Origin of the sequence: Paenibacillus canaveralius (assembly GCF_047238265.1) — a bacterium.
Lineage (GTDB): Bacteria > Bacillota > Bacilli > Paenibacillales > NBRC-103111 > Paenibacillus_F.
The window spans coordinates 3,031,157-3,052,353 of sequence record NZ_JBDFMM010000001.1 but is presented as its reverse complement, the minus strand read 5'-3'; the positions used below and the strand labels follow the sequence as shown (position 1 = coordinate 3,052,353).

Here is a 21,197-nt window from a genome sequence, read left to right as displayed (position 1 = left end):
TCTAATGAACTTTACCAATTTTATTGTATAGGATCTTGTATCAGTTCATTTAAACCGGTTATGGGGTGCTTATAGCTCGTTAAAACACGCATTTTATATAGTCAAATCATGTGATATTATATAGACCTGCATAAAAAGGAGGTTGTTTTTTGCGTTATTTCATTTTCCATGTAAAAGTGTCGAACAGGCTGCCTTGTTTAGCCGATGGGAGGGGAAGATGACATTCTCTCTGATCGTGCTTGTGGTCGCTGCGGTTTTTGTAGGTGCCTTCATGAAATCCGTCTTCGGATTCGGGGAAGCGATCGTGAGCATGCCTCTGCTTGCCCTGCTGTCGGTACCGCTGCAAACGTCGGTTTCCCTGATCGGTTTGGCGGGCCTGACCGTTGCTCTGCTGACCGTGTTCAGCGGTTGGCGTCATGTTGAACGCCCGGTTCTGATACGATTGGCCGTTTCTACCATAATAGGTATTCCTTTCGGGCTTATCATGCTTCACCTTGTTCCTGCCAGTATGATTACTTCGGCACTTGGTATTTTCTTGATGATCTTCGGCTGCTACTCTTTGCTGAAGAAAATGCTTTCCCGCAAAATCGGACAGCCGCTGCTTAATGACCGCGGATGGGTGCTTCCGTTCGGTTTTGCCTCCGGCGTACTTGGCAGCGCCTATAATTTTAACGGTGTGCCGGTCGTTGTTTACGGTACTTTGCGGCGCTGGAATCCGGATCGGTTCCGGGGCACGCTGCAAGCCCATTTTCTTATATCCGGCTTACTCGTTGTGACCGGGCATGCACTCGGCGGATTATGGACATCTGACGCCCTTGTTTTGTATGCGTACTCTTTACCGGCTATTCTTGCGGCTACCGGACTTGGCGTTCTTTTGAATAAGCGTATTTCCGCTGAAAAATTTGAGCGTTACTTATTTATGATGATTATCGCACTCGGTGTTCTGTTAATCCTGCCAAGCGGCTCCCGCTAAATCCGGCTTCTTATCCTTCAACTCAATCATTTATAGGACCGGCAGTTTGTATCTGCGGGTCTTTTTTATAGGAAAATTATTTGCTGCTGTAATTATCTCGCTCCATATATAGATACAAGCAACAATAATCTGAACTATGGTAAAATAAGGAAACGAATTATTTGTTGATTACATAAGAAAGAGGGGATGCAGGATGAATGAGGAGATCATTAAAGAAATATTAAAAGAACTAAGGACCTTAAACGAAAAAAACGATCATTTAAGCGCGGCAAAAGGATTATCGGCTCCTTATAAATTATTAGCCGCTTTTATCGGGTTTGCGGTGATTGGTCCAATCGTTCTGGCGATTGTGGCGGTTTTACTTAAGTTTTTCAAGATAACCGTGTAAAAGGCGATATTTTGTATAGGGGAGACAGTAGAGGAAAGAAAGGGATGATAAGAATGCAAAATAGACCGGGTATCGCGAAGGCAATCGATAGTTTGGAGGGACAGGGCGCTAAGATTTATCTGGCATTTGCGTTGGAACAAATCAGGAAGCTGAAGGAAGAGGAAGCAACACCGGAAAAAACGATGTTTCAGCTCTTTGAGCTGTATGACGAAGTCATCGAATTTTCAGAGAAAAGAGCGGCTTGGGACCCGGATCCGGCCTGTACCCATGTTCATTTTGTTCCAGGCTGTTCCTTTGCGGGCGGCATGAAAGCGGCTTTGAAGCAGTTGGGCTGGCCGGGCACACACAAAGTGATTACGCTACCGGACAACTACGCCATCGGCCCCCTTCGCGAGCTGGAGTCATACGAAGGACGGAGAGCCAGGCGGGACTGGTTTCAGGACCACATTACAGAAGATTGTGAAGTCTACGATGATTCTGACGAAGAGAATGATCAGTTGCTGGACAGGGTCAACAAAATTCCCGAGCAGGCGAAGGTAATCGTCTGGACCGGCCGCAATGCATGCGAGCGGATCGGGATGCTGCACGCGGTCCGTTTGATGAGCGGCCGTCCCCATTGTATAGCGGTATACGATGCGTGCACAATCTGTGAGGAGCTGATTAATTCTCCGGAGGCAACTTCCAGGTTTAGATACTCGGGGGAGATTCCCGCAAACCTTCTGCAGACGGCGCTTGTCCGTATGGACGGCAGCAGCTGCCTGAATGATGCGGATAAGGCCGGGTTGGAACGGGAATGGCAGGCTCTCATAAAGCAAAGCGGAACGCTTCGGATTTGGCACGACGGAGCAGTGGCCGAGGTGCCGGATGATTATTATGACACGTATTTGCTGGACAAGCTGGACCATCTCAGAACCGCTTTCGATTCCCGTTTTCTGAAAGCGGCTCGTCTGGTAGGAGAGGCGATGGGCTGCTGTGACCAATTTATCGGGGACGCTTATTTCGAATACCGGCTGAGGAAGTTGATTTATGAAGGTATTCTTGAAATCAAAGGTGTTCCTCGTTCGATAAGACACTATAGCGTCAGACGTAAAATGCTTTCGTCATACTGAGCTTACGGTTGGTAAGGAACCCCTTCATGATTTCCAGCGGAGCATACACTTATAGCGTGGTCCGCCCGGGGACCGGAAGCAGAGAGCATATGAAAGCTTTATCTGCATCTCAGCCGTCTAAGCATCCGGGATAATCGTAAAGGCTATGGTTCGTACCGGTGCTCCGGTATCTTCGCTGCCTGAATGATAGTACTTGGTCATTAATTCATTTAATTCGTTCTGAAAACGGCTAAATTGTTCTTCACCCAGCTTCATTTCAACCAATGAAAAGGTGGCCCCGTCGTTTTCCGGGGTGTTTTGTTCTTCTAATTTTTTAAGATAACCTTGATATTGTGTTATAAGAGAGAGCTGGTAATAAGAAACATAATCAAGCTTCTTCTCATGAGAAGCTTTTTTCCAATCTTCCACGCTCAATTTCGCCTCAAGTTCATTCAGTACATAATATTTTTCCACGACGGATTTCACTTTTTTCTCTTTAAATACGCGTATGATCCCCGAATCCAGCAACACCTGGATGTGCCGGTAGAGAGTAGCTTGAGGCACGTCTTTGATCCGTTTGACCATTTCCAGGGATGTCATTCCCGTGTCTTTGTTCCTTATCAGCACTTGCATGATTTTTATTCTTACCGGATGCATTAAAACTTCCACTTTGTTAGCCATCCTGTTCTCCTTATGCAAAATTAATTGGTTTCTGATGCTCCTTATATTGATTCTTATTATAAATAATGAGAATAGGTATTGCAACGAATGCGGTTTATCGATTATATTATCATTATCAATAACGATAATAAACAAAAGGATGATACACATGAAGTTGCACTACGGATTTAACGAATTAAAGGACTTCGATTTTATGGCTTTTATGCCCATGCTTCTCCCGTTTATAGCGATTGGTACTCTGTTGGTGCTGATTGCCTTAATGGATGTATTCCGGCACAGAGCGACGAGAAAGAATGTTCTCGTATGGACCTGTCTCATCTTTTTCGTGCCCACACTGGGTCCCATTCTTTACTTCGTGCTGGGCCGGAAGGATGACGTGAAAGCATGAAGTTGGAAATCAAGCGGGTAAAGAAAGCCTACAAAGACAAAATAGCGGTCCGTGATTTCTCGATGGAGCTTCATGCCGGGGAATGCGTCGGCCTGATCGGTCCGAACGGAGCGGGGAAATCGACTTTAATCAAAATGATTTCAGATATGATCGATCCCGACGAAGGTGAAATTTTGCTTAATGGAAACAAGATCTCCCGGATGAAAAGAGAAATCGGCTACTTGCCGCAGTACCCGAACTTTTATCCTTGGATGACGGCCCGGGAAACCCTTGCGTTCATGGGACAACTTTCGGGATTGCATAAAGAAGAGTTAACTAAGTCCATTCCGGAGATTCTGAACAAGGTCGGACTAGGCGAGGTGGGGAATGCAAAAGTCGGCACTTTTTCCGGCGGTATGAAACAGCGGCTCGGTATTGCCCAGGCACTGCTGCACAAGCCTGCGCTCCTCGTTATGGATGAGCCGGTATCCGCTTTGGATCCGGCCGGCCGGCGGGAAGTGGTTAACCTGATCCGGGAAATCAAACAAGATACGACCATTATATTGTCCACCCACATATTGAGCGATGCCGAAGAGATATGCGAACGATTCGTGATGATTAGAAACGGCGTCAAAATAGAAGATACCACGATTGCCGAACTGTTCGGCCGTGGTAACAAAAATAAGCTGAGCCTGCAATGCACAGCGAAAGATTTAACATGGGTGGACGCCGCAAAAAAATTGCCTTACGTGAAGGCGATAGAGGTTACCGGGCACACAATAGAGATAGAAGTCGAAAATATCCAGACCGATAAAAACCGATTGCTGGAAAATGCTCTTATGCATGGAGTAGACATCTTAAAATTCGAAATCCGAACCGAAACGTTAGAAGAAATCTTTCTGCAACTGGTGGTGAAGTAAATGAAATCTTTTCAAGTGCTCGCAAAAAAAGAAGGAATTCAAATGATACGCGAGTTAAAAGTGATTTGGCTGCCGATCGTCTTTATTTTACTCGGAATGACCCAGCCCCTGGTTACTTATTACTTGCCGGCCATTCTTGGAGCGTTGGGGAGCGGGAAGGGGATTACCATTGATCCGGTCTTGTCCGCCTCAAAAGGCGGGGAAGTCCTGGCGGGCACGTTAGGTTCTCAGTTTGATCAGTCTCGGTCTGATTATTCTTACCGTCTCTATGATGGGGATTATCCAAACGGAGAAGGGCAGCGGCATGCTGGCTTTTATCCTGACACGGCCCGTAACGGTCCGTTCTTATTTGGCGGGAAAAATCGCCACCCATTATTCCATGACCGCTTTTTCTGTAACGGTAGGCTATTTCATTTCTTATTTGTACGTAAATTTTCTTTTTACCAAGGTTTCTTTCTCATTAATGATTGCTTCTCTGCTGCTGTATCTGGTTTGGATTTTATTTGTCACGTCTTTCATAACCATGCTCAGCGCCCTATTTCATACACAGAGTATGATTGCCTTAGTAGCCATTGTACTGCTTATCGGCTTCAGAATGCTCGCGGGTATAAGTCCGGTTGTCGATTTAATCAATCCCGCAAGTATGAGCAAGCTAGCCATGGAAATGCTGATTAACGGATCGGTGCCGTCAGGTACTTTAGCCTATACCATCGTAACGCTTTTTTGGATCCTGCTGATCCTTCTTATTACCCATCACTGGATGGCGAGCAAAAAAATCCATGCCGAATGAAGGCTGCAGCCGTTTAATAGCGACTTCCGTTATATACTCTTTCCTATGTAGATTCTTCACAAAAGAGATTGTGAAGAATGCGGACTCATTTACATCACGGGACTAAGGGAAGAAATAAAGCTTAATTCAGATTGAAGAATACGCTGATCGGTAACAAGATTTCCAAATCCGTCGATACCGAACACGGACAGCAGCGCGTTGGGTGTTGTTACGGAAGCCGTATTAATCTGAACTTCATAAGCGACATTCCCGGCGATAAAAAATTCTCGGACATTATATGAATTTGCAGGAACGACGTATGAGATCAGGTAAGCCGTGTAGAACGTAGTGGAGTTTACAGAAGCGAATATTTGCACCGTAACGGTTACCGGGTTCGTCACATCCAGATTTCGGACGTTCATCACGATGTTGGAAGAGGCGGTACCTGCGTCTCTCGTATTTGTAATTACTCCTGTAGAAAATGGCATTCTTGTTCTCTCCTTTCGCTAGATTTGCTATAAGATATGAAAGATTCCGGCTCTTTGCTTGGATGCTTATCTCTTCTTCATACGAAAACAAGCCATCCTCGGAAAGCGAACGAAGGATAGGGCTTGTTTTTTTGCTGAAGCGTATCTGATTAAGATGTCGTTTAATCACGGCCGGTAACGGAAGCTGACCGTCGGGCTGATTTTCTCCCGCTTGTGCTTTTTCCCGAAACCGTAATGACGGCAACCGCGGCTACAATGAAGCAAGCGGCCGTAAGCGAACTGGAGGAGAGCTGTTCACCGCCAAGGAACCAGCCCAGAAATACGGCGACGACAGGATTGACAAAGGCATAGGTGGAAACCAGAACGGGTTCCGCATGTTTCAGTAGCCAGATATAGGCCGTATAACTGACGATAGAGCCGAATGCAATCAAATATCCAAGGGCCGCAAACGAACGGAGGCTAACGGCTCCCGGCTTAAAGCCGGACCACTCGCCAAGTAGAAGCGAGACGATTAAAAGCAAACTTCCTCCGACGATCATTTGAACGGCGGTAGACAGCAGCGGCGAGCCGGGAAGGTTGGCTTTACGTGAATACAAGGAGCCGATTGACCAGGAGACGGAAGCGAGCAGGAGAGCGGCGATGCCTGCCATATCCAAACTTCTGCCGGAAGATGAACCCGGGTGAACGACGAGGATGACAATTCCCGCGAAACCGAGTACGATTCCCGTCACGACACCTGCCGAGGGCTTTTTTCGGCCGGGGCCTGCCCAGCTGAAGAGCAGCATCCACAAAGGAACCGTTGCTACCAGCAGGGAGGCGACGGCGGATGGGACACGCTGCTCGGCCCAAGCCACGATCCCATTTCCGCCCAGCAGCAACAAGGCTCCGGTAATTCCTGCTCCTCTCCATTCGCGGGCATTCGGGCGTGTTTCCCCTTTCATTCGTGCCAATATGTACAAGATGAATCCTGCAGTGAGAAAACGAACTCCGCCCATCGTAAAAGGCGGGATCGTTTCAATGGCTATCTTCATGCCCAGGTAGGTCCCGCCCCAGAACAGATAAACCGATAGCAGTGCTGCCGCAATGCCGAGAAACGGGGGGACTCCTGCCTGAGGAAGCTTTGTCGCCGCAGGCTGTTTCATATTCTTTCTCCTTTCCGGTTCTATCCTGAAAATAACGGACAGTCCAGACTCAATTTTCTCTCTGGCCGTTTTCATAAACGGTAGACAAAACAAACGTCGTGGACGTTTCCAGAACTTCGTGAATCTTGACCATTTCATCGATTAGATCCGTAATTTGCCCGGGGTCGGATACCCTTACTTTAAGCATCATGCACCATTCTCCCGCGAGCCGCTGACATTCCAGGATGGTGACATTTGGAACCTGGAGTTCGACGATTCGGCCCGAGATTTCTTTAAAATTCAGGCATTTCATCTTTACGTAGATATAAGCTTTGATTTTTTGTTCCAGCTTGCTCCAATTCACGATGCCCCGATAACCTCGAATAATTCCGTTTTTTTCAAGCTTCGCGACCCGCTGATGAACCGCCGGACGTGAGATGTGGAGCAATTTGCTTATCTCTTCGTGAGAAAGTCTTCCGTTCTCTTCAAGCAGCCGGGTAATTTGTAAGTCGATAGGATCCATAGCTAACCTCCTCGCAATAAATTATAGCACGTGAAGAGGAATTCAAGACGATTCGTTAGATACAGGACACTAATTCAAACGAAACGTCAGTATACAAACCGATTTTTGAAATAATAATCCGGGCTTGCATGAAAAAAGACTGCCGCTTCTTTACGAATCGTAAAGAAGGATACGACGGTTAATCGGACAGCAACGTGTGCAGACTCCGTAGACATTGAAATGAATTTTATATATACCTTTACAGGAATATTCCTTATATGGTATATTCAATTCAGCAAGAAAAACAACATGAATACCGCCCCGGACACATACATACAAGACCGACACAGAAGGATGAGGACGATGGACGCTCGCGTCATGAGTGCTCTTGCTGAACCGAACCGGCTGCTGATATTGGAACTGCTGCGGGAGCGTCCGCTTACGGTAGGGGATATTGCAGAGCGCCTCCTGCTGCGCCAGCCTCAGGCTTCGAAGCATTTGCGCGTTTTGAGCGAAGCGGGCCTTGTCAAGGCGCAGGCAGATGCGAATCGGCGGATCTACAGCCTTCAGCCGGAACCGTTTCAGGAACTGGACGAATGGCTGGAGAGCTACCGCGTCCTCTGGGAGGAACGATTCGACCGTTTGGACGACTATTTACAGAAGCTGCAGAACCCGGCAAACGGAGAAGACCGGCACGATTGAGAGCAGAAGATGAAGAGAAAGACCAATTAGAGGAGGAATATAGGATGACAACCCCAATCACTTCCAAGGTAGAAGACAAGACCCTGACACTTGAGCGTGTATTCAACGCTCCACGCGAGCTGGTATTCCAGGCGTTCACGCAAGCCGAACATTTGAAACACTGGTGGGGGCCGAGAGGCTGGACGATCCCGGTAATCAACCTTGATTTCCGTGTCGGTGGCGTTTGGCATTACTGTATGAAATGCGAAGACAAGAATCAGGGCGATTTCTACGGCATGGAATCGTGGGGCAAAGCGGTATACAGCGAAATTCAGGCACCCGAGAAGATCGTGTATACCGACTATTTCTCCGACGCGGAAGGCAATGTTGCGGAGAATATGCCGGCTACCGTTTGCACGTTGAATTTTGTTGAAGTCGAAGGCGGCACCAAAGTCATCAATACAGCGGAATATGCAACGGCCGAAAGCTTGAAGCAGGTTATGGATATGGGAATGCTGCAGGGCATCACCGAAACATGGGACCGCCTGGTCGAGCACTTGGAAAGAATTCAGTAGAACATGGGTTCGGCGTTTTACATCCTACAAATAAGCGGAAGATCACTCCCCCGAGTGATCTTCTTTGTCGTTCACCGTCTAAACACACTGCTTAAGCAATCGGGAGACGTTAGTTCCATGAAGTTGGACGTCAAGAACATTGTCCCATTGAAAGAAGTTTTTGACATTATACAAAATTTTGCTACTCAAGACTCAAGACCTATTCGCCAAATCATTCTAAAATTCAATAGATATGTTTTAAAATCACATTGTAGCGGGGTAGGAGGAGTTTTATACCATAATATACCATTTATTTCGAGGCATCATTCTACATAACAGCACGACAAATTACTAATTACTTAGTTGGAGGAATCACTTTGTGAGAAAACTATCATTTTTTATTGCCTGTATCGTGTTAAGTGTAATGTTGTCCGCTTGTTCTGCCATTTCATCCACCGTAAATCAAGCGGCTGGCGTTACGACCGAAGAGAGCAAAAAAATCGAGAAATACAATGCGTATGTGGGGCTCAATAACTTGATGACGGGCCGAGTCAATGAAGTTCTGGTTCATTATTTCAAGAAGTTCGGAGCTGATCAACAGCCCGTAATCGAGAAGAATCTCAGTTTCATCATGCTCGGCGTTGCTCAAACGGAACGGGAAGTTATTGATAAAGCGAACGGCTATACCGCAAGCCAACCTGCTTTTGCGAACGCGGATCCTGTCGTGACCCAACTGACACCGGTCATCAAAGATCTGTTGTCCGTCCTGGATGATATGAAAGCCTACTATGATAGCAGAGGCTACGTGGATGATGATTTCGCAAAAGGTAAACAACTGCATACCAAGCTAGTAAGTGCCAATAGCGCTTACGAGACTGCCGCCAAACAATACTTCACCGCTTTGCAAAAATTGGGTAACGAGCAGCGTCAGGCCGAACTGCAGAAACTTAAGGATACAGACCAGCAGATCAGGTATAATGCCCTGAAGTTCATGATAGATGCCGAGGCTGCGGCCATTGAATTGGATGAGCAGGGCATCACCGCCGGCAATGTGCTGCAGCTTGATATGACGAAGTTTAAAGCCAAATACGACATTATGACGGAAGATTTGAATGCGCTCACGACAATCGCAAAAGACAAGCAACGAATTCAAACAGAAGGGGTTAACAGCTTCAGCATCGAGAACTATATCCATGCCGCTACCGAGGCAAAAGCGGCCGCTTCGAAAATTATCGAACGTATCAATAAGAAGCAACCTGTTTCTAATTCCGACCTGAACGGCCAGTTCCTGAGGACTACGGAAGGTACACCCGAGAATTTCAATTATCTGTTAAGCAAGGCAATCGAAAGATATAATGAAATGAATTAAGAGTATCTAAAGATTAATCTTCGGGACCCATCGGGCAGATGAATGAAAGCCGGTTTGTTCGATGCGGCTATCCGTATAAAAAGCCTGTAATTCACCGAGGCAGCCGGTCATAAGACCTGCTGTCTTTTCCGCATTTCCGATAAAGATCAGATATACCCGATAAATCCGTATACAACTTTATTCCCGCTTTGCTATAGTGTAGAAAAAAAGCGCCAGTAAATGAGAGGTAGTGAATCCATGAAAATTGCCCTTTTAATCGTTGATATGCAAATTGAATTTCTGCGGGATCAACCGGTCGCAGCAGCAAGCGAGTATATTAATCATACGGCTCATATTTTGAGGTCAGGCGGTCACCAAGTCATTCATATCCAGGATGTGGAAGGGGCTGAGACCGAGGTTCCCGAACAGCTCCAGTTTATTCCCGAAAATGCAGTGGAGCAAGATGATCTCATTGTGAAGAAGACGTTCTCCAACGCTTTCTGGCAAACGGATCTGGAACAAATTTTACTTGATCGTCAGATCGGTCTGGTCGTGGTAGCGGGCTATGACGCCGGCAACTGTGTCTTATTTACCTACAATGGAGCGATTGAACGCGGGTTCAAAACCGCCATTTTACACCGTGGCATTATGAGTGCGAAAGAAGATCTCGTCCTCCTTACCTACCGGGACCGCCATGTGATCTCCTATCCGGTTATCGAATTCATGGTTCAGTCCTAGGCAGCTCGGATCGGACGGCTTGACCACCGTCATGTGACAACCGGCACGGCGTGCTGCCGAAATCCCGCAGACCTTGAGAGATGGGCTGAAGAGAGACTGCTGTCACAGGCGCGATGATTAAAGACCGCCGTACCTATCGTTTAAATGTCCTCCATCTTGGTTACAAAGAGAAGTGTTAATCACTTTTCCGTCAACTGTCGAACGATACAGATACGACCAAGAGGAGGACTACACTATGCCGGATCAAAACCAGAATACCGTGCAGGATCCAACGACCCAATATCCGAAGGCGGCACCCGAATGGAAGCAAAAGCAGCCGGAACCGGGACTTCAGAACAAAATGAATCCCGTACCCGACGCGGGGGAGACCAGCTATCGCGGCACCGGGCGATTAACCGGACGCAAAGCGGTAGTCACGGGAGCGGACAGCGGAATCGGCCGTGCGGCGGCGATTGCTTTTGCCCGTGAGGGCGCCGATGTAGTTCTGTCTTACTTGCCGGAGGAAGAGGCGGATGCGCAGGAAGTCGTGGAGCTGATCGAAGAAGCGGGCCGGAAAGCCGTCGCTTTTCCAGGCGACCTGAAGGACGAGCAGTACTGCGGGCAGCTGATTGCTACTGCGGTGGAAAAACTGGGCGGAATCGATATTCTTGCCAACGTGGCAGGCAAGCAGCAGTTCGTGGAGGACATTGCGGATCTGACGACCGAACAATTTGACGCCACTTTCAAGACGAACGTCTACTCTTTGTTCTGGCTCTGCAAGGCTGCGATCAAACACATGAAGCCGGGCAGTTCCATTATCAATACTTCTTCCATTCAAGCCTATAAACCGTCACCGATCCTTCTGGATTACGCGACTACGAAATCCGCGATCAATACCTTCAGCAAAGCTCTCGCTCAGCAGGTAGCGGGCAAAGGCATCCGGGTAAATGTGGTGGCACCGGGCCCTGTATGGACTCCCTTGCAGGTGGCGGGAGGGCAGCCGACCGAGAAACTGGCGGAATTCGGAGCGAATACGCCCCTCGGCCGTCCCGGACAGCCTGCGGAAATGGCTCCGGCCTTTGTCTTCCTGGCCAGTCAGGAATCCAGCTATATCAGCGGGGAGACTCTTAACGCCAACGGCGGAACGCCTACGCCGTAATATTTTCAGAATTCGTGAGAAGGAGACGCCGTTGCCTGTAAAGAAACGACACTCCTCTAAATAGAACTCTTACCGGTCTTCATTAAGACGGTAAGAGTTTTTTAGGTTCGACAAGAAAAGCGGACGAATCGGGTCTCTCACACTTACCTTTAGGTAAGTACCTGTACTAAAAGTGCATACTTACCTATTTGCATCAGGCCCTTTATACTCAAGAGGTAAATACATCTGTAGGAGGACAAGGCCCTGAAAACACTTGTTATCGTTACACATCCCAGCCTGGAGACATCTGTCATCAACAAGCGGTGGGTAGAAGAGCTGAGCAAATTTCCGGAAAAATATACGGTGCACGACTTGCATAAGGCTTATCCGGACGGAAACATCGATGTGAAGAAGGAACAGCAGTTAATTGAGGCGCACGGCAGCTTTATTTTGCAGTTCCCGGTTTATTGGTTCAATTGCCCGCCTCTTCTAAAAAAATGGCTGGACGACGTTTTGACATACGGCTGGGCCTATGGTTCGGGCGGCGATAAATTAAAGAACCGCAAAGCCGCTCTAGCCGTATCCGCGGGAATTAAAAGAGAAGATTACAGGGAAGAGGGACGGTACCGTTATACGCTGGAGCAGTTGTTAGCCCCTTTCGAAACGACCTTCTTGTACTGCCGGGCGGATTATCGTTCCTTCTTCGCCCACTACGGTACGGAGAACGAGCCCGGTGAGAATGAACCCGGCCATGAAAACGAGCCTTTAGGAAGCGTCCTGGAAAAAAGCGCCCAAGATTATGTAAAGTTTATTGATCATTTGTAACAGGCGGCTTTACTTTCGAGTGTAAAAAAGAAGTATCTCCTGACGTGGAGATACTTCTTTTGATTTCATTAAAGCAGCCGGCCTTACCGCTGTCCGGTCTGCGGAGCCGGCAAGTTGTTTTCTCCCCACTCGCACATCAGGTTTAATAAAGGAAGAAGAGACAGGCCGCGTTCCGTTAAGGAATATTCGACTTTTGGAGGGACTTGGGGAAATTCTTCGCGAAGGATAAGTCCGTCCGCTTCCATTTCTTTTAACATGATGCTCAGTGTTTTATAGGGAATGCTTCCGATGCTTCGTTTCAGCTCATTGTGCCGCATCACTTTATTCTCGGCCAGCCAATACATAATGATCATTTTGTATTTGCCGCCTATGATAGACAGCGTATATCCGAACCCGGTGTCTTTCAGTGCCACGCCGGACGGAACACAGGTTTCGCTCACAAATTACACTCTCCTTCCGGTGAGTACAGGTCACCAATAGATATACTATAATTAGGGTCATTATGCAATCTTATGGGGAGAAAGTAACCGGGCAGCCGGTAAATCCGCGGGGACGGATGCTACAACTTGAACCTGTCCGCCAGACGCCGGATAGCGGGCGACCGCATCAGCATCTTGTAGATAAGAAAGCCGAAGGCTCCCCCCAGCGTGTTGGCCAGAAGGTCATTTATATCCGTGCTCCTTCCGTTACCCAGAGTGATCCGAATGATCAACTGCAATACTTCAAAGGTGAGGCTAACAGCCAGTGCCAGTTTCGCCGCTTTCATAACGATGCCGTATTTTGGGTTCAAGAGAGGCAGGTAAATACCTAGCGGTACGAGCATCAGGATGTTCAGGACAAAAGTCTTTATATCAAGCGTCAGAAGCGGAATAAAGTTAATCGTTTTATACCACGGCGTCAGATTGGCATACGGCCCGATATTGACGTCAATCGGAAAAAAGACCAAATGAATGACTGCCGATATATAGATGCCAAACGAAATCAGCAAAATGTACTGCAAACCAGTAAACTTACGGGTTTTAAATTTTGAAGTTCCGAACAAAGTGACCAGGAAAATCAAAAATAACGGTAACAGGATGAAGTAGGACTCAATCGTAAATTGGATAGACATCAGGTTCGAATCTCCTTATTCAGCGGCAGCGATCATGTCGATTTTCATTTCAAGCCCTTTGAGGTACTGATCTTCTTGCACCTTTTCCGTAAAATCGTCCTTGATCACAAAAGGCTTCAAAATCAAATAGCCGGTCTTACCCGGTGTTGAGGCGTACCGGCTGTCGAAGTTCAGCCGATTTCCGACATATACGCCGTCTCCGTTCAAACGGGGCAGCTGCCGGCCTTGGTCGTCGAATACCGCTATTCCGATCCGGCGCAATCTGTCTTCTTCTTTCAAATTCAAAGCGGTGACTTTATCCAGTGCCACGGAAGAATAAATGCGAGTCGTCAAAGGCGTCGCTTGCAGAGCGGATACCGAAAATGTAAGCTCGTCCTTAGTAACGGCCGCATCGGGATTCATTTCCAAGATCCGGTCCGTGGACTTACGGAAAGGAACAGCAACTTTAAACTCGTGATCGATTCCGTCCAAGACGAGCGTTACTTCGGCATCGAACGAATCGGGAATGGAGCGGACGTCCGACGTGTCCAGCACTTCTTCGAAGATCAGCATGTCCGGATTTGCTTCTCCGGCTCCCGCAAAGAATCCGCCTTTCAGAATAGAACCCGGATCACCCTGCCGTTTCCCGTCGACGCTGAAAATAACGTTGTCAACCGCGTTATTAAGATTCACTGTCTTTTTTCCGTTATCATACTTGCCATCCTGCAAATTTGGAGCCGTCACCTTGAGCAAGAAGGCGGCCCGGTTTCCGTCAAAGACCGTTTCGGTTACCTCAAGCTTAACGTCCTTGTACAAGACCTTTTTGTTCACGGGCGAAGCAAGCCCGAGGTCGCCGGCGCTGCGAAGTCCGATATCGCCCTCAATGGAGCTGAAGAGGCTTCCGATTAAAGGAATATTCTTGATTGAGCTCGCCATCACCGGAGACACGAACCCGGAAGCGAAGAGCGTTGTACCGAGGATAACAGCCGCTGAAGTGACGGAGGCAATCCGGCGCAGACGGGACTTCGGTTTATTTTTGCGGGCGGGAGCCCTATCCGGGAGCGAAGCATAGGTTTCATCCAGGCGCGAACGGACAAGCGATGAAATGGCCATATCTGCGGATTTCACTTCTTTCAGTTTTTTTAATTCGTTCCCAAGGTTAAACGGATCCATAATTCATCTTCCCCTCACGAAGAAATTTAAAATGTTTCAGCAGGGTATCGCGTGCTCTGGAGAGGCGCATCTTGACGGCACTCTCCGAAATGTTCAGGGCGCTTGCCACCTGGCGCAGGGGCAAATCTTCATAATAGTGCAGAATGACAACGATACGCTGGTTCTCATCCAACCGGTCTACCGCTTCTCTCAGATCCACTTTATCGTAATCATCGGAGAAGGAAGCGATTGCCGGGACTTCCGGATAAGCTGCGGTTCTGGACCTGTTTGCAAGAATCGTATGACATTCATTTATCAGAATCCGGAACATCCAGGTTTTAAAAAATTTCGGCTCGCGCAGCGAAGGAATCGCTTTATACGCCTTAAGTACGGTTTCCTGCAGCGCATCGGCGACATCCTCGTCTTTTCCCAAAATGGATTTGGCCATATGGTGTAAAGATTCCTCCGAGTGTCTGACAAGGCTGACAAAAGCTTCACGGTCGCCGGCTATCGCTTCAACCGCAAGTTTCGTTAAATCCACTTTCCACACTCCTCTTTCTTGTAAGCTTAGATTTATATTAGTTAGACGGCCCAGGTCCGAATATGGTCACATTTATTTTTTTGCCGCACGTCTGCTGCGGTGACAGGATACGTTCCGCTCAGGCACAAGACATCCTTTTCAGGAGAAAAGGCCGCTAATCGGCCGTTGACTTTACCCTTAGGGGAAGCTGTACAGTGAAGTAGAACAACGGTGAATACATATCCCGCACAGCCCTTAAACAACCCGAAGAATGGAGGTGATCGCTTGCTATCGATAGGGGAATTTTCGAAAATATGTGAAGTGTCCACCAAAACGCTTCGATATTACGATGAAATCGGATTAATTAAACCCGATGAGATTAATCCTGAAAACGGATACCGTTATTATTCCATCGGCCAGTTGAAAAAGATGCTTCTGATTAACCGCCTGAAATCTTATCATTTTTCTCTGGAAGAAATCAAAGCGCTGCTGGAAACGGAAGAGGATCATTCGGAAGAGAAGCTTTATTCGGCTCTCAGCCGCAAGAGAAAGGAGATCCGTGAGAGGCGGGATTCATTGGAATACACGCTGAATCAGATAAGTACGGACATTGTCCATTTGCAGAAGGGCATCCCCCTGATGTCGCACGTGGACCAAATAGAAGTGCAGCTTGTCGAAACCCTCCCCTTGAATATCCTTTCTACGCGTCAAATGTTAAGCAGTGATGACTTTGCCTCTGGCTACCAGGAGTATTTTGGCAGGCTATACGAGAAGGTTGCCGCCGAAAAGCTCACCATGCTGGGAACACCGATGACGATTTATCACAGCCTCGATTACGACCCTGCGGGCAGTGATACAGAGTTTGCCATCCCGATTGCGGAGGCGGTTAGGGGGACGCGGGATTTGCCGGGAGGTCTGTGCGCGAAGTCCGTATGGAAGGGTTCCTACCCGGAGTTAAGACCGGTTTACGCCAGGCTCACGGAATGGATAGAGAAGGAAGGGTATGAATGGGTGGGCGCGCCTTACGAAATATATGTAACTGATCCCCATCAAGCCGGGGTTTCGGGGGATATTGTTACCGAGGTGTATGTTCCGGTAAAGAAGAAGAGCTTATAGACTGACATTATCGTGGGGAGGCGTCGATCATGCAAAACAGCTATTGGCCGACTAAAGAATGGCAAGTCGAAGATCCGGAAGCTCTGGGAATGGATCAGGGAAAGCTTGCGGAACTCGAACCTGTTGTACGATCCGGGTACAGCAACATAAACGGAGTGGTTATCGTTAGAAAAGGGTTTCTTGCTTACGAAAGCTATTACAACGGTTACGGGCCGGATGATACGCATCATGTGGCATCGGTGACGAAAAGTATTTTGTCCGCCCTGATCGGGATTGCCATAGACGCGGGCTTTATTGAACATGCGGATCAGAAGGTGCTGGATTTTTTCCCCGACTATGTTCCCAATCCCGGTGCCGCTGGCGGACATATCCGTGACATCACGCTGCGCCACCTTCTTACGATGACGGCTCCCTATCCGTTTGAAGATTGGCACGAACCGCTCGACAAGATGTGCATGCAGCCGGATTGGGTAAAGTACACGCTGGATATGCTGGGTCAAAAAGGTGACATCGGAACATTTAAGTATTCTACTGCGGGCGCGCACCTGCTTTCGGGCATCATCACCCGCAGTACAGGCAGAAGTGCCCGGGAGTTCGCCAACGAAACGTTATTCAGTGCTATCGGCATGCGGAAAATTCCCGATTATGAAATGAATTCATTCGGGTTTGACGACTTATTCGGGGCCGGAGTAAGGGGATGGGTTAGCGACCCCGGCGGAAACTCAACGGGAGGCTGGGGCCTCACGCTCACTCCCCGCGATATGGCCCGTTTCGGTCTTCTTTATTTGAACCGGGGCCTCTGGGATCACGCTCGGATTATTTCGGAAACATGGATTGATGAATCGACCGCGATGAATGACAACCATTACGGTTATTTGTGGTGGCTGCGCGAAGAAAGCGGGGTTCAAGCCTATATGGCGCTGGGAGACTGCGGGAATGTCCTTTGCTGTATACCCGAGCATGAACTGATTGTAGCCATTGCGTCCGGATTTATCATGCAGCCCCGCGACCGGTGGACACTGATTAACGATCATATTCTGCCCGCCGTCATCGGTTAAACAGTATCGGCGGATACAAATTTGACCGCAGTCCGGAATATATGAAGAAACAGCTTGCTTCTTTCGCGGGGAGGCCCGATATGCGTAAGGAGGAGTCGTAGGGGACGGAGGACGAAAACAATGTTGTAAAGTTTTTATTTTCGCGGCTTGTTTATTTTCCCTGGAGAGGTTCTTGTTTAAAACGTTGAACGGGAACCTCTCCGCGGGGCGCATTAATAGGTTTCATAAACGAGCTGACTGCTGATTTCATGATCCCCGTTAAATACGGCGTATATGTACAAGTGTCCCGCCGGAGTTTCGCCTGCATCGTAGCCGATCCGAATGACATCGTCTTGATTAAATTCGAGCTCCGACAGCACGAGTTCAGATACATCTTCGTCGGGATGAGTGCGGGCGATCAGATCTTCAGCCTGCTCATGAAGCACCTCTAATTGCTCCCATGTTTCGCCGATCAAGGGCGACAGCCGGATCATATCCGCTTCAGCGGGTACATCGGCTCTGACGGTCAATTCCTTTCCCTTATACTGGAGTGTAACGTGATAAGAGCAGAATGAATTGTCATATCGAAAAGTTCCCATACCGTCGATCGTATGATCCGGTTCAAAAATCAGGTTGTCGGCATACACCGGTTCTTTCAGCAGCGGATTTGTGTCCGTACGAAGTTCCGAAAGCTTATTATCGGAGCAGTATAGCTCTTTTAACAGCGGATTATGCGTCAGATCCAAGCGGCTAAGATGATTCTGGAAACATCTTAAGCTTTCCAGCGCCGGGCTTTGAGTTATATCCAACTGTTTCAAATGATTACTATTGCAGCGGATTTCAACCAGGCTTGCGCAATGGTTTAGGTTCAGACTTATCAAATAGTTGTTTCCGCAATCCAGATGCATGAGAGAGGTATTCCGGTCCAAATCCAGGCTGAAGATGGAATTATAGCAGCAGTTAAGTTCCAGCAAAGAAGTGTTGTGCTCCACAAGCAAGTCTGAAATCATGTTCCAACTGCAGAGCAGCTTGGTCAGCATGACATTGCGGCTCACATCCAGATGTCGAAGCCGATTAAAACTGCAATCTAAGGTTTCCAACTGCACATTGGCCGTCAAATCGATCGAATAAATTTCATTGTTTCCGCAGGACAGCTTTTTCAGTTCCGGGTTATGTTCCGTATCCAATACATGAAGTTGATTTCCACGGCATTCCAGATGTTTCAGCTTCGAATTCTTACGGATGTCAAGTTCCGTCAAGCTGTTAAATGAGCAATCGAGCTCCTCAAGAGAGGCAAAGTGCTCCAGTCCTTTTAGACTGGAAATTCCGAGTTTCACAAGTTGAAGAGACAGAACTCCTTGTATATCTTCTTTCTGTATCATTTCGCGATTCTCGCAAAAGTGTTGAAGTACATAAGCTTTAAAGCGCTCGTCCGTAAAATCTTGGGTAATATCCATGACAATTCTCCCCGGGTTATGGTTTTTCCTGTCATTCCTACATTCGGTACAGATGCTTCATTAAATAATAAGCGGCCAACAGGTTTAAAGTAATCTATTTCCAAAAGTATTGCAAGTCAAAGCCCTGCGTACAAAACGAAACTATACCCGCATCATTTTAGGTTTTTTCGAGAAAAGCGCTTGTTTAGCGATCTTTCAGAAAGCCGCTTGACAGGTTGTTGCATTCACAGCTATCATGGATGCATGAAGTCCATAATAAAAAGTGAATAACTCTGCCGAAAGCGGAATGACCGGTCGTCGCGTTTACAAACGGAATGGCGTCGGTTGATGATAAAAGGGTTACCGAGTGCTTGTCCCGCGGCATGATTCTTGTCAAATCTGAGTCAAAGGCAAACGATTATTTTATTATGGATATTATCCATCCATGGAATCCGTAAAATACTTGCAACCATGCAGCTTGCGTGCCGAATTTTAAATATAAGGAGATTTACCTCAATGTGCGATAAGTCAACTGCCCATCTCTTCAAGTCGAATGTGGATCAAGCGAACCGGAATTTTAGCATGAACCCGGGAGCAGGGGTCTTGTCCTTGCTGCAGCCGCAGCCTGGCGAACGGATACTGGACATCGGATGCGGGAACGGTGACCTGATGTCCGAGATCGCGGCAGCCGGGGCCATACCTGCGGGTATCGATGTCTCACAGGAAATGGTGAAGCGGGCGAGACAGAAGCATCCCGGGCTTGATTTTCAAGTCGGGGACGCCAGCCGATACAGGACCGGTGCCCGCTATGACGCTGTAGTCTCGCATGCGGCGCTGCATTGGATCAAGGATGCTCCCGCTGCTGCCCGTACGATCTGGCTGGCCCTTCGGGACGGCGGCCGGTTCGTTGCGGAATTCGCCGGCAGCGGCAACGTAGCCGTGCTGACCACAGCCATCGAAAAGGCCCTGGTTGAGCATGGGTACGCGTGGGAGGGACGGAATCCGTGGTATTTGCCCACGATTGGGCAGTACGCCGGTCTGCTGGAGCAGACCGGATTCCGTGTCACACTGGCTCAGCACTTCGACAAGCCCACTCCGCTCAAGAGAGAGAATGGACTCCGGTTCTGGCTGGACAGTTTCGCCGAGCATTTCTTTCCGGATGTAACTCCGGCCGATAAAGCATCCATCTATGCAGCCGTCGAGGTGCAGGCTGCACCCCGTCTTCTGCGGGAAGGGCAATGGACGCTCGACACCAGCCGACTGCGTATCGAAGCCGTTAAGGAGTCTGTCTTTGTACCTAATGATGGAAAGCGGGATTAACGCCGCTGCTTACGCCTGTCAAGGTCCGCTCGAACATCTCAATAATCTCCAGAAACCTTTCCGCTTCGCGAAAAACATGGTCGGCCAATAAAGGATGGATGATACTTTTTATTTTACATTGTTCAATTAAATCTCTTGCCGTTTTCTTAAAATCTTTTAGTGACGCGACCGAGACCCGATTCTGATCGAGAAACTGGTTTAACAGCGGTGCCGTCTGAGATTGAGGGCGCATCGAATCCATATCCCTCGCCTGATATAACAATTGATCGAAATCATGGCTGAAATCCCGGGCTTGTTCCACTAACTTCCGCTCGGAAGGGTCCAGCAGATGCCCGATAAATTTGGCATGATCCGCCATAATGCGTAAGAAAAATACATTCTCGTCAATAATGGCATCCGGAAGCGGCTCCAGTTTTCCTTGGTTCAGTTCCTCTAAACGATTGCGGAAATACCTGGCTTCTCTGCTGACGTGATCCACTAAGAGAGGAAAGTTCGTTTGCCCCGGCAGCCGGCAAGTCAAAATGAGCCCGAGTACTTTTCGTTTGAAGACCCAAATATGAGAAACGGCTGTGTGTACTTCCTGATTAAAGGTATAAATCGCAGCCGGATCCGTTTCCTCGGGAAATGAAAGCGCCCTTTGCTCAATCGTTTCGAACGTTCGGTAGAAATGGTTGGCTTCATTTATAAGCTGGGTGTCTTCACATCTAAAACCTAAACGCAGGAAAAAGGAATGCTCTTTCATAATGCGCGACCAAAACCTGATCTCCTCCAACGAACGGGAAACAAACACATCAGCCATATAATTCCCTCCCCAAAATAAACGTACTTTCGTATAAGAATATGAGCGGGGCGGCTTGTTTAAATACAATCGAAGGAAGAAAACCCATGGCCGAAAAGAGATTCATCCGCTTCTGCATGCTCTAGTCTGTTAACATGTGGTAATATAGAATAAATATTCATAGAACT

The 21,197-nt window shown here is 48.0% G+C and carries 24 protein-coding genes and 1 pseudogene; 15 read left to right on the top strand and 10 right to left on the bottom strand.

What is annotated here, in order from left to right:
* Nucleotides 1-217: 217 nt before the first annotated feature.
* The 3 genes from ABC395_RS13875 to ABC395_RS13865 all read left to right on the top strand — a co-directional run bounded on the left by ABC395_RS13875 (nucleotide 218) and on the right by ABC395_RS13865 (nucleotide 2,470).
* Nucleotides 218-973, top strand: a complete 756-nt coding sequence (locus tag ABC395_RS13875) for a sulfite exporter TauE/SafE family protein (protein WP_413003893.1) — start codon at nucleotides 218-220, stop codon at nucleotides 971-973.
* A 193-nt stretch (nucleotides 974-1,166) separates the two neighbouring features.
* Complete coding sequence (locus ABC395_RS13870; protein WP_413003891.1) at nucleotides 1,167-1,361, top strand: hypothetical protein; 195 nt, start codon at nucleotides 1,167-1,169, stop codon at nucleotides 1,359-1,361.
* A 53-nt stretch (nucleotides 1,362-1,414) separates the two neighbouring features.
* The gene (locus ABC395_RS13865) at nucleotides 1,415-2,470 is read left to right on the top strand and encodes a DUF1835 domain-containing protein (RefSeq protein ID WP_413003889.1); all 1,056 of its coding nucleotides are present in this window, start codon (nucleotides 1,415-1,417) and stop codon (nucleotides 2,468-2,470) included.
* Between the two features lie 117 nt (nucleotides 2,471-2,587).
* Here the strand turns inward: ABC395_RS13865 and ABC395_RS13860 are convergent, their stop codons facing one another.
* Nucleotides 2,588-3,130 (bottom strand): helix-turn-helix domain-containing protein, encoded by a 543-nt coding sequence (locus tag ABC395_RS13860; protein ID WP_413003887.1) that lies wholly within the window; start codon nucleotides 3,128-3,130, stop codon nucleotides 2,588-2,590.
* A gap of 148 nt (nucleotides 3,131-3,278) precedes the next feature.
* Here ABC395_RS13860 and ABC395_RS13855 point away from each other — a divergent pair, with 148 nt between their 5' ends.
* The 3 genes and pseudogenes from ABC395_RS13855 to ABC395_RS13845 all read left to right on the top strand — a co-directional run bounded on the left by ABC395_RS13855 (nucleotide 3,279) and on the right by ABC395_RS13845 (nucleotide 5,207).
* Complete coding sequence (locus ABC395_RS13855) at nucleotides 3,279-3,518, top strand: PLD nuclease N-terminal domain-containing protein (protein ID WP_413003885.1); 240 nt, start codon at nucleotides 3,279-3,281, stop codon at nucleotides 3,516-3,518.
* A complete protein-coding gene (locus ABC395_RS13850; protein ID WP_413003883.1) occupies nucleotides 3,515-4,417 on the top strand; it encodes an ABC transporter ATP-binding protein in 903 nt (300 codons plus the stop codon). The genes ABC395_RS13855 and ABC395_RS13850 overlap by 4 nt, the downstream gene beginning before the upstream one ends.
* Nucleotides 4,418-5,207, top strand: a pseudogene (locus ABC395_RS13845) (ABC transporter permease).
* Between the two features lie 89 nt (nucleotides 5,208-5,296).
* On the opposite strand, the gene ABC395_RS13840 reads toward ABC395_RS13845, so the two are convergent.
* The 3 genes from ABC395_RS13840 to ABC395_RS13830 all read right to left on the bottom strand — a co-directional run bounded on the left by ABC395_RS13840 (nucleotide 5,297) and on the right by ABC395_RS13830 (nucleotide 7,318).
* Nucleotides 5,297-5,674, bottom strand: a complete 378-nt coding sequence (locus ABC395_RS13840) for a hypothetical protein (protein ID WP_413003882.1) — start codon at nucleotides 5,672-5,674, stop codon at nucleotides 5,297-5,299.
* A gap of 161 nt (nucleotides 5,675-5,835) precedes the next feature.
* Complete coding sequence (locus tag ABC395_RS13835) at nucleotides 5,836-6,816, bottom strand: EamA family transporter (RefSeq protein WP_413003880.1); 981 nt, start codon at nucleotides 6,814-6,816, stop codon at nucleotides 5,836-5,838.
* A gap of 49 nt (nucleotides 6,817-6,865) precedes the next feature.
* Complete coding sequence (locus ABC395_RS13830) at nucleotides 6,866-7,318, bottom strand: Lrp/AsnC family transcriptional regulator (protein WP_413003878.1); 453 nt, start codon at nucleotides 7,316-7,318, stop codon at nucleotides 6,866-6,868.
* 342 nt (nucleotides 7,319-7,660) lie between these two features.
* Here ABC395_RS13830 and ABC395_RS13825 point away from each other — a divergent pair, with 342 nt between their 5' ends.
* From ABC395_RS13825 to ABC395_RS13800, 6 genes are all read left to right on the top strand, one after another.
* On the top strand, nucleotides 7,661-7,999 hold the full coding sequence (locus ABC395_RS13825) for an ArsR/SmtB family transcription factor (protein ID WP_413003876.1): 339 nt from the start codon (nucleotides 7,661-7,663) through the stop codon (nucleotides 7,997-7,999).
* A gap of 44 nt (nucleotides 8,000-8,043) precedes the next feature.
* Nucleotides 8,044-8,553: an SRPBCC family protein gene (locus tag ABC395_RS13820; protein ID WP_413003874.1), complete on the top strand. Its 510-nt coding sequence runs from the start codon at nucleotides 8,044-8,046 to the stop codon at nucleotides 8,551-8,553.
* Nucleotides 8,554-8,911: 358 nt separating this feature from the next.
* On the top strand, nucleotides 8,912-9,901 hold the full coding sequence (locus ABC395_RS13815; RefSeq protein ID WP_413003872.1) for a YiiG family protein: 990 nt from the start codon (nucleotides 8,912-8,914) through the stop codon (nucleotides 9,899-9,901).
* Between the two features lie 237 nt (nucleotides 9,902-10,138).
* On the top strand, nucleotides 10,139-10,618 hold the full coding sequence (locus ABC395_RS13810; protein WP_413003870.1) for a cysteine hydrolase family protein: 480 nt from the start codon (nucleotides 10,139-10,141) through the stop codon (nucleotides 10,616-10,618).
* Between the two features lie 235 nt (nucleotides 10,619-10,853).
* A complete protein-coding gene (locus tag ABC395_RS13805) occupies nucleotides 10,854-11,756 on the top strand; it encodes an SDR family oxidoreductase (protein ID WP_413003868.1) in 903 nt (300 codons plus the stop codon).
* A 243-nt stretch (nucleotides 11,757-11,999) separates the two neighbouring features.
* On the top strand, nucleotides 12,000-12,560 hold the full coding sequence (locus tag ABC395_RS13800) for an NAD(P)H-dependent oxidoreductase (RefSeq protein WP_413006748.1): 561 nt from the start codon (nucleotides 12,000-12,002) through the stop codon (nucleotides 12,558-12,560).
* 83 nt (nucleotides 12,561-12,643) lie between these two features.
* Here the strand turns inward: ABC395_RS13800 and ABC395_RS13795 are convergent, their stop codons facing one another.
* The 4 genes from ABC395_RS13795 to ABC395_RS13780 form a co-directional block, all read right to left on the bottom strand.
* Nucleotides 12,644-13,000, bottom strand: coding sequence for a winged helix-turn-helix transcriptional regulator (locus tag ABC395_RS13795; protein ID WP_413003866.1), 357 nt, complete (start codon nucleotides 12,998-13,000; stop codon nucleotides 12,644-12,646).
* Between the two features lie 119 nt (nucleotides 13,001-13,119).
* Entirely contained in the window at nucleotides 13,120-13,671 is a 552-nt protein-coding gene (locus ABC395_RS13790) for a VanZ family protein (RefSeq protein WP_413003865.1), read from the bottom strand.
* Nucleotides 13,672-13,686: 15 nt separating this feature from the next.
* On the bottom strand, nucleotides 13,687-14,823 hold the full coding sequence (locus ABC395_RS13785; protein ID WP_413003863.1) for a DUF4179 domain-containing protein: 1,137 nt from the start codon (nucleotides 14,821-14,823) through the stop codon (nucleotides 13,687-13,689).
* A complete protein-coding gene (locus ABC395_RS13780; RefSeq protein WP_413003861.1) occupies nucleotides 14,810-15,343 on the bottom strand; it encodes a sigma-70 family RNA polymerase sigma factor in 534 nt (177 codons plus the stop codon). The genes ABC395_RS13785 and ABC395_RS13780 overlap by 14 nt, the downstream gene beginning before the upstream one ends.
* Nucleotides 15,344-15,607: 264 nt before the next feature.
* On the opposite strand from ABC395_RS13780, the gene ABC395_RS13775 reads away from it, so the two are divergent.
* Entirely contained in the window at nucleotides 15,608-16,438 is an 831-nt protein-coding gene (locus ABC395_RS13775; RefSeq protein ID WP_413006747.1) for a MerR family transcriptional regulator, read from the top strand.
* A 29-nt stretch (nucleotides 16,439-16,467) separates the two neighbouring features.
* The gene (locus ABC395_RS13770; RefSeq protein WP_413003859.1) at nucleotides 16,468-17,496 is read left to right on the top strand and encodes a serine hydrolase domain-containing protein; all 1,029 of its coding nucleotides are present in this window, start codon (nucleotides 16,468-16,470) and stop codon (nucleotides 17,494-17,496) included.
* Nucleotides 17,497-17,708: 212 nt separating this feature from the next.
* Here the strand turns inward: ABC395_RS13770 and ABC395_RS13765 are convergent, their stop codons facing one another.
* The gene (locus ABC395_RS13765) at nucleotides 17,709-18,932 is read right to left on the bottom strand and encodes a leucine-rich repeat domain-containing protein (protein WP_413003857.1); all 1,224 of its coding nucleotides are present in this window, start codon (nucleotides 18,930-18,932) and stop codon (nucleotides 17,709-17,711) included.
* Between the two features lie 561 nt (nucleotides 18,933-19,493).
* Between ABC395_RS13765 and ABC395_RS13760 the strand changes: the two genes are divergently transcribed.
* The gene (locus ABC395_RS13760) at nucleotides 19,494-20,231 is read left to right on the top strand and encodes a class I SAM-dependent methyltransferase (protein ID WP_413006746.1); all 738 of its coding nucleotides are present in this window, start codon (nucleotides 19,494-19,496) and stop codon (nucleotides 20,229-20,231) included.
* On the opposite strand, the gene ABC395_RS13755 is transcribed toward ABC395_RS13760, so the two are convergent.
* Nucleotides 20,209-21,030, bottom strand: a complete 822-nt coding sequence (locus ABC395_RS13755) for a DUF2935 domain-containing protein (RefSeq protein WP_413003855.1) — start codon at nucleotides 21,028-21,030, stop codon at nucleotides 20,209-20,211. The two genes, ABC395_RS13760 and ABC395_RS13755, sit on opposite strands and share 23 nt — an antisense overlap.
* Nucleotides 21,031-21,197 lie beyond the last annotated feature (167 nt).